This is a genomic window from Absicoccus intestinalis, assembly GCF_033971885.1.
Taxonomy (GTDB): Bacteria; Bacillota_I; Bacilli_A; order Erysipelotrichales; family Erysipelotrichaceae; genus Absicoccus; species Absicoccus intestinalis.
The window spans coordinates 20,163-28,515 of the sequence record NZ_JALBUS010000024.1; the positions used below are offsets into that span (position 1 = coordinate 20,163).

The window sequence follows — 8,353 nt, forward strand, 5'->3', positions numbered from 1 at the left end:
GAAATTTCTCAACGAGAAATTTTTTGTACTTTTTATTTCAAATAAAGGAAGTGGGATTGATATCGTTTAATAAAATAAACAAAAAGAATAAAAAAAGTGCATGCTAACTACATACACGGACGTTTTATTATGTAAAAATATATATATTAGAAATCCAATGATTTGTCATTATACATCATTTCCAACATACGAATGTACAATTTTTTTCTTATTTGGGAAAATAAATCATCTTTTTAAAATTAAATCCATTGTTAATATAAAAACTAGATAAAAAGGCAGGTATGAAATATGAAGAGGCGAACTATCGATTTAATTAATGATTTATCAAAGCCAACCAATTATTCCTTACAAAATTTAGCCACTTCCTATCATGTGACTGTACGAACCATTCGGAATGAGATCAAAACCATCAATGAATTCCTTTCTAATTATGGTTTCAACAATATAACCATCGAAAAAAATGGATGGATTCAAGTCAACCGTGATTTTTCTTCATGCCGAAAATTTCTTCAAATTGATGACCTATATGAATATAAATTAAGTCCAAAAGAACGTATCATTGCTGTTTCCTGTATTCTGCTCATGAAGCAAGATTATACAACTTTATCGGAACTTGCTAATCAATTGTATGTTTCAAGAACCACGATCATCAATGACTTACCCGCTATCAAAAAATATTTAAGTCAAGTGCAAATTCAACTTTATCCTCATCAAAATAAAGGGCTATGCATCGATAATGATGAGATTACTTGTCGAGAAGCACTCATGCGTATCTTGGTATTGGACAATGATCCGAACGATCTCTTTATCACTTATTTATTAGAACATGTTATTTTTTTAAACGATGTCGATCGTAATATGATTCATAACATCATTACCGAAATTGAAAGCGAATATCATATTCAATTTACTAAAGACTCATCCAAACTACTTAGTTTTTATCTAGAACTCATGATGGAACGGAATCAACGTGGATTCTATATCAATAAACACATCCCTTCATTTGGCGATGAATATCATTTTGCGCAGGATATACTACGTTATATTTGCCAATATAGTGTTATTGAACCCAATGAAAAAGAAATTAACGCATTGGGTTATATTATAAAAAATATGTTGCATTATACATTGTTGGTATCCAATGATCGAGAAACCATTGCGATTCAAGTGTTAACTCGAAAATTGATTGAATATGTATCCAATGATTTACGAATTGATTTGACTCGAGACTATCAACTGTATGAAAATCTGTCCAATCATTTGAATTCTATCTATCATGAATCCATAACGGAAACAGCCGAAAATCCGGTTCTCCAGGATATTCGTTCCACCCAAAAAACGGTCATCAAAGCGGTCAACAAAAACATTGGTATCGTACGAGAATTCTTTCAACGACCACTAAGTGAAATTGATATTATGTATATCGTGATTCATTTTTGTGCAGCAATCGAACGATATAAAACTACCAAAATCAACTACAATGTAATCTTGGTTTGTAATGCTGGTATTGGTACTTCCCAATTGATCCAAGCAAAACTTGTTAACTATTTTCATGTAAATGTTGTCGGTATCATTTCGAGTTATGAAATAGATAGCTTACACGAAAATAGTGCCGATTTGTTGATTTCGGTCATCCCCGTTTATGATGCCCCCATTGAATTCATCAATATCACACCACATTTGACCGAAGATGATTATATTTTGATTGGTAATAAGATCACCGAATTGCGTTTACATAATCATATGCCTGTCAATTCACATACTTCTGAAGTTTCAGAAATTGGCATCATGGATACAATTCGTCCAATCTTGATCAATGATGTGCCAGAAAAGGCCGATGCCCTTTATGAAAATGTGAAAAAAGCCATACATCGATATTTTAATCGGATTCAACCTGCAAATGAAATCGATAATACATCACCCTTTCTCCATCACTTATTAACACCTGAATTTATTGTTTTCGATGTGGAATGCAAAGACTGGAAAGAAGCCATAAGAAAATCTGCACAACCTCTTTTAAAATTTGGATATATCGAAAATCGATATGTTGCCAGTATGATCCACGGAGTTGAAGAATATGGACCTTATATTGAAATTGCACCAGGCTTGGCAATTCCTCATGCAGGATTAAATGATGGAAGTTACAAAACAGGAATGAGCATGCTCCGTTTATCTACACCTATTCCTTTTGGTGTGGAAGAACTCGATCCTGTACAATATGTCGTAACATTATCGTCCATTAACCAAAAAAATCATTTGCGTGCTCTTTTTCATTTATTGAGTTTATGGCAAAATGAAAACTTCTTAAAAGAATTGAATGCGACCGATTCTACAACAGAAGCCAATAAGATTATCGAAAAATTTGAATATACATTGAGCGATTACTAAAATATCCTCTATACTATGAATAGAATATCGAGGTAAAAAATGAATAGGATACAATTTGTGATCACGGATCTAGATAACACACTACTCAATAATGAAAAGAAAGTATCGTTGTTGAATCATCAAGCCATTGAAGATTTGAAACAAAGTGGCATTTACTTTGGATTGGCTTCTGGCCGTGATTATCAATCGGTTTTTACATTATCGAAAGATTGGGGCATCGATGCTTTTCTTGATATCATCATTGGTGGAAATGGGCTTCAAATTTTTCAACCTCAAAAGAATCAACTCATTTGTCAAAATAAAATTTCCAATACAATCGCTTTAAAGATCTATAAGACCTTCAAAGATTCGGGCGGATATTATTTTGCACGAAATGGAGCCAACCGTTTTCAAGAATCAACAGACACTGATTTACATGCCGATGCTATAAAATATCAAGAACCAGAAAATATTGTTGATCTACAAAGTTATCTATCCACTCATGATGTCGATAAAGTATCTATTTTCTGTCAACCCAATCAAATGAATCACATGAAAGAAATTGCCAAATCATTGCATGGATTGCCAATTTCTATGATGCAATCATCGAGTCATTTATTAGAATTCATGGACAAAGACACAAATAAAGGATCCGCTCTTCACATTGCCTGTAACCAATTGGGCATTTCCATAGAAAATACCATGGCATTTGGTGATACGACCAATGATTATTCCTTGATCAAAGCAGCCGGCATTGGTGTATGTATGAAAAATGGAACCAAGGATGTCAAACTAGTAGCTGATCATATTACCCAATATACAAATAATGAGGATGGATTTTATCATTTCATTCAAAAACATATACTAAGCAGATAAAAAGTGAAGGCGGCCAAACCTTCACTTCTATTTCTAATCGTCGAATCCTCCATAAAGCACGGATGAGTATACATGTAGGTCGTAAATCCAGCTGGATATTCATACAAAATGCTTTCCATCCTACATCCCATCATTTCTAGCCAAACACATTATTATCCTTTATTTAAACTTCCAAGAGATAATTTGCCACTTCCTCATCGGTGATCAATACATTGATCCATTTTCCCTTTAATACCGATAAGATGGCTTCTTTCTTTTCTAGCCCACCGGCAGCACCAACACGAACCGGAATTTTACGAAAAGCTTCCAGATCCAATGCCATCAATTGATCATGATAGGCCATTTGGACAAGGTCTCCATTTTCATCAATGATTTGTCCAACCAACTCGCCAACACCTTTTTTGGTCGATAATTCATGACGCATTTCTTGATCCAACATTGGATCTCCCATCGCATTGGAATCGGGCTCTACCGTACCAATACCAGTAATCCCTAAATCGGCATTTTCGGCCATATCTAATATTTCACGTATACTTTTTTCCCGAATCAGTGTCTGTTTCACTTCAGATGCACTCACCATCAATGGCGCCAACAATTGATAACCATCACAATTTAAGATATTTGCCAAACGTTCAATCAAATAGTTCGAATAGGAAAAGCGATATTCAAAATCATCGGATGGATTATAATTGGTCGATCCCATGAGTGGTAATAATTTTACATTTTGATATTTTTGAAACTTTAATCGCATATCTTTTTCCAGAAATGCCACCGATTGTTGGAGTGTTTTCCCTCGACTTAAGGCGATGGACATATCGTTATGAAGTGTGCGAAGCAAAAAATCCGAAACATAATAAGCAATTTCTTCACCCATATTGTTAGAACTTTTTTCGTCTTTATATACAATGATAGCTTCCTGGAGTTGAAACTTTTTTTCTAAAGCTTCTTCTTTACTGATCAAAAGACCTTGTGGTCGATTGATCACCACTTGTACATATCCTTCTTTTTTTGCTTTTTCCAAAGCACGGAAAACCGTCGTACGGGAAACATTCAGTTTCTTGCCAATTTGTAGCTGAGACATGCCCTTTCGGTAATACATCTCAACAACTTTGTAAATAAATCGATCATCGCGCATATTCTTCTCCTCTATTCTTTGTGTTTAATAGGATATCATTCATTAAATTGTCACAAAGCAAAGAATGGCATGAATTATTCATTGATCATCAAATACAATGCTAATGCGATAATTTCCATCTACTGCAGCTTGATATGCTTTTTGCATATCTTGCAAAGGATATCGAGCTTCAATTAATTCCGATACATCGATCATGCCCATGCTTAAGGCTTTGGACGCATCTTCAAAATCATCATTGGTACCTCCATAAGTGCCGACAATTTCCATTTCTTTATAGTGAATATCATTGGCTGGTATATTTAATTCAGGTCCGGGATGTCCAGCTGCAAAGACCAAGAAGCGTCCATGCCTTTCCTTTAACATTTGTATACCTTGCTCATAGGCTTTGGTATTCGCAACTGCAGCAATCACTGCATCGGCACCTTCTCCATTGGTGATTTCTTTGATTCGTTGTACCGGATCTTCGGCTTTGGAATCAATCACTATAAAGCCCATTTTTCGAGCTGTTGCAATTTTTTCATCCAACAATTCCGAAACGATCACACGCGCACCATAAGAACGAGCGGCCAATGCATTCAATAACCCCATTGGACCAGCACCAATAACAACCACCGTTTCAAAGGGTCTCACATGTAATTTTTTCATACCGTTCAATACTGTAGCCAATGGCTCTGTAAAAGCAGCTTCTGATGGATCCAAGCTTGAATTCAACTTATATAAACTATCTACCGATTTTACGGTATAATCCGCAAACCCAAACTCACCAAACTTATAGCCATCTTCGCTTTCGGATCGGAAACTGGTGCAACCGGAAACATTGCCATGGCGACATTCTAAACAATGACCGCAACCTTGATAACCCAGAGCCACTAAGTCACCAATCTGAAAATCATTTACTTTAGCACCCCGAGCGATGATCACTCCACAGCCTTCATGCCCACCAGCCATTGGATAGCCTTGCTGTTCTCTAAGTCCCATAAATTGTTGATAATCGACCGTACAAATGTTACAAGCCTTCATTTTGATCAATACATCATAGTCTTTCAAGGCAGGAATCGGTCGTTTTCGAATTTCACATTGACCTTTTTTTACTAGACAAGAAAAGGTCATAGTTTCTGGTAATTGACTCACTTTTCGTCTCCTGTTATTTATGCTCACTAATATGTGCATTTGTTCTTTATTTACTTTTATTATAGAAAATCAACAAGAATTGTCAATTCAAAATTATCTTTATTTCATATATATGGAATTTTGACTATTATGTGCGAAAAAAAAAGAGACTGATTTCTCAGTCTCACAAAGCTCTTCGATAGATTTCAATCACGTCGTCAGTACTCAGATCCACAAAGCTACCTTCACATGCTGCTTTTTCTGCCATCGCTTGGAAATTCTTCTCATCAGTGATGCCTACTTCACGTAAGGTTCTTGGGCATCCTAATTCGTCAAATAAGAAATGCTTTGTTTTTTCAATGGCTTCTTTGGCAATAGTTCGTTTATCTTTCTTTGCGTCAATGTTCCAAACATTGATTCCATACGTGGCAAAGGCATCCACTTTCTGATCAAGGATGTATTCCATCCAAACCGGCGTCAAGATGGCAAGTCCCTCACCGTGAGTCACATCATAGACAGCACTCAATTGATGTTCCATACCATGAACACACCACTTCACTTCTGCACCTTTTTTCAAGAGACCGTTAATGGCATTGCTGGAACACCACATCAAATTGGCACGGGCATCATAATTGGTTGGATCTTGGATGGCAATTGGGCCATAATGAATCAGTGTTTTCAGTAGGCCTTCCGCAAAGCGTTTTTGCAGATACGCCCCTTCCACATTGGTAAAATAGTTTTCAAACGTATGCGACATGATATCGGCTGTACCGGCTGCTGTTTGTCGTTTTGGCAATGTGTAGGTATAGGTTGGATCCAAGATCGACATCGTTGGAAAGATATGATCCGAATGTAAACCTTTTTTGATTTGTAGATCCATATCGGAAATAACACCGACATTATCCATTTCGGATCCCGTAGCGGCCATGGTCAAAACTACATAAATAGGCAAAGCCCCATGAACTTTTTCATTATCCATGACAAGATCCCAGGCATCGCCCTCGTAGACAGCTCCTGCTGCAATAACTTTGGCACAATCAATGGATGAACCACCGCCAATCGCCAATACCGCTTCGATTTGATTGTCCCGACAAATTTGTATCCCTTTGCGAACGGTTTCAATGCGTGGATTGGGTTCTACACCAGATAATTCAAAGACTTCATGATCGGATAATTCTTTTAAGGCTGCATCATAAATGCCATTACGTTTGATGGATCCACCACCATACACCAACAAGATCTTTTTTTGCGTAATTTCACTTAAATGTGAAATCATTCCTTTCCCAAAATGGATACGCGTAGGAATGTAATAAGTAAAATTATTCATAGGTTTTACATCTCCTGTTTTCTTTGTATCCATTATACCATGAGATTTTCGACATGCAGACACGACAATTTCATAGGCATGTTTAGCTTGTTTGCCACCCAATACCACACAAAACAAATCTCCCAGGGCATTCGTAAAAGAAATTGTAAAGTAGTATTTGGATGGATTGGGACAAGATCGCAAACGTACAGCTAATGTACTCAATAAAGACAAGCGTTCTTTCGGCAATCGATGAACAATTTGAACTTCATTTTCATAACGCAACGTGCGAATGTTTTTATAATCAATTTGTGAAGTTCTTTGAAAGGTTGATAGTAGTAAGCGATCATTCCGAATATCCAATTCGGCCCAGCCTTCTTCTGGCATTTGTGGATGACCACCCAAATAATTGACCTTTACATTTTCAATGGTCTGACTTGTTTCTTTTTGATCCGCCAAATATTGGAATAAAGCATCCGCTTCTTGCTCCTGTCCTTTGGGAATTTTGATCTTAAATTGATTTTTGCGCGTTTGCAGATACATCACATTTTTCTCGCGCCGTATATCCATGATATCGCTTTTCTTAAAGTCTTCACTCAGAAACATTTGTTTGATGGATATTCGATCATGATACACCTGAATCGAAGTTGATTTGAAACGAAATGTTTTATCCATATTGCATCCACTTTCTAATTATAAATAGTTGATATCTACTTTTGCATCCGACATGAACAAGACATCCACATCTTCTTTGTCGGCTCCATGGTACATCTTTGTTCCTGCTTTGAACCAAACAAAATCGCCAGGACCAAAATCACCTACATTGGTAACTAATTTTCCTTTTAATACATAGAAACCGTGATTACATGTATGCGTATGCCAAGGAATCATACAACCGGCAGGATAAATGATTCGTTTGATCGTGGCACCCGTTTCTTCATCTTCCACAAAGAATTTTTGATACAATGTCTTTTTTGTTTTGGAGTTCGCATGTGGATACTCTTTCATATCATAACTATCTTTGGGTAAGATAATGGCACTGTTTGAATCGTCCGAATCATGACTATATGGCTCATCATAATAGACCATATCCAATGGTTTATTGGTCATGTATAAAACATCAACTTCCTCATCGGTTGCGCCATGATACATCTTGTACCCTTCTTTAAACCAAACAAAATCACCAGGACCAAAATCACCTACATTGGTATGCATCGTTCCTTTTAATACAAAGTCACCATGTGCACAATGATGTTCATGATTGGTGATCATGTTACCTTCGGGATAGATCATTCGTTTTACCAACATACGATCGGGAACTTGAATAAATTCACGTTGATACATTAATTTTTTATTATGTGAATTGATATGATCAAAATCCTTCATATCATATTCATTATTTCGAATGATTAATGCATCTTCCATATTATTCTTCATCCATATTCACAAAACAACGCATGGCTGTTTCTACATCTTTTTCCATGGCAATGCGTCCTACTTTGGCTGCATCACTGAACATCTTATATGGGCCTTGTTGCGATACGGCATCACCGCCTGCT

Annotated in this window: 6 protein-coding genes; 2 read left to right on the forward strand and 4 right to left on the reverse strand. The window is 36.5% G+C overall.

All coding sequences use genetic code 11. From position 1 onward, the window contains the following. Window positions 1–288 precede the first annotated feature (288 nt). Complete coding sequence (locus MOZ64_RS10885) at window positions 289–2,388, forward strand: BglG family transcription antiterminator (protein WP_320326579.1); 2,100 nt, start codon at window positions 289–291, stop codon at window positions 2,386–2,388. A 39-nt stretch (window positions 2,389–2,427) separates the two neighbouring features. Beyond that, window positions 2,428–3,243: an HAD family hydrolase gene (locus tag MOZ64_RS10890; protein ID WP_320326580.1), complete on the forward strand. Its 816-nt coding sequence runs from the start codon at window positions 2,428–2,430 to the stop codon at window positions 3,241–3,243. A gap of 163 nt (window positions 3,244–3,406) precedes the next feature. Here MOZ64_RS10890 and MOZ64_RS10895 read toward each other — a convergent pair whose 3' ends face one another. The 4 genes from MOZ64_RS10895 to MOZ64_RS10910 form a co-directional block, all read right to left on the reverse strand. After that, window positions 3,407–4,378 carry a sugar-binding transcriptional regulator gene (locus MOZ64_RS10895; protein ID WP_320326581.1) on the reverse strand — a complete coding sequence of 324 codons (972 nt, stop codon included), beginning with the start codon at window positions 4,376–4,378 and terminating at the stop codon, window positions 3,407–3,409. A 78-nt stretch (window positions 4,379–4,456) separates the two neighbouring features. After that, window positions 4,457–5,509, reverse strand: coding sequence for a zinc-dependent alcohol dehydrogenase (locus MOZ64_RS10900; RefSeq protein WP_320326582.1), 1,053 nt, complete (start codon window positions 5,507–5,509; stop codon window positions 4,457–4,459). A gap of 163 nt (window positions 5,510–5,672) precedes the next feature. Continuing rightward, entirely contained in the window at window positions 5,673–7,469 is a 1,797-nt protein-coding gene (locus tag MOZ64_RS10905; protein WP_320326583.1) for an iron-containing alcohol dehydrogenase, read from the reverse strand. A gap of 18 nt (window positions 7,470–7,487) precedes the next feature. After that, on the reverse strand, window positions 7,488–8,219 hold the full coding sequence (locus tag MOZ64_RS10910; RefSeq protein ID WP_320326584.1) for a cupin domain-containing protein: 732 nt from the start codon (window positions 8,217–8,219) through the stop codon (window positions 7,488–7,490). Window positions 8,220–8,353: the final 134 nt, after the last annotated feature.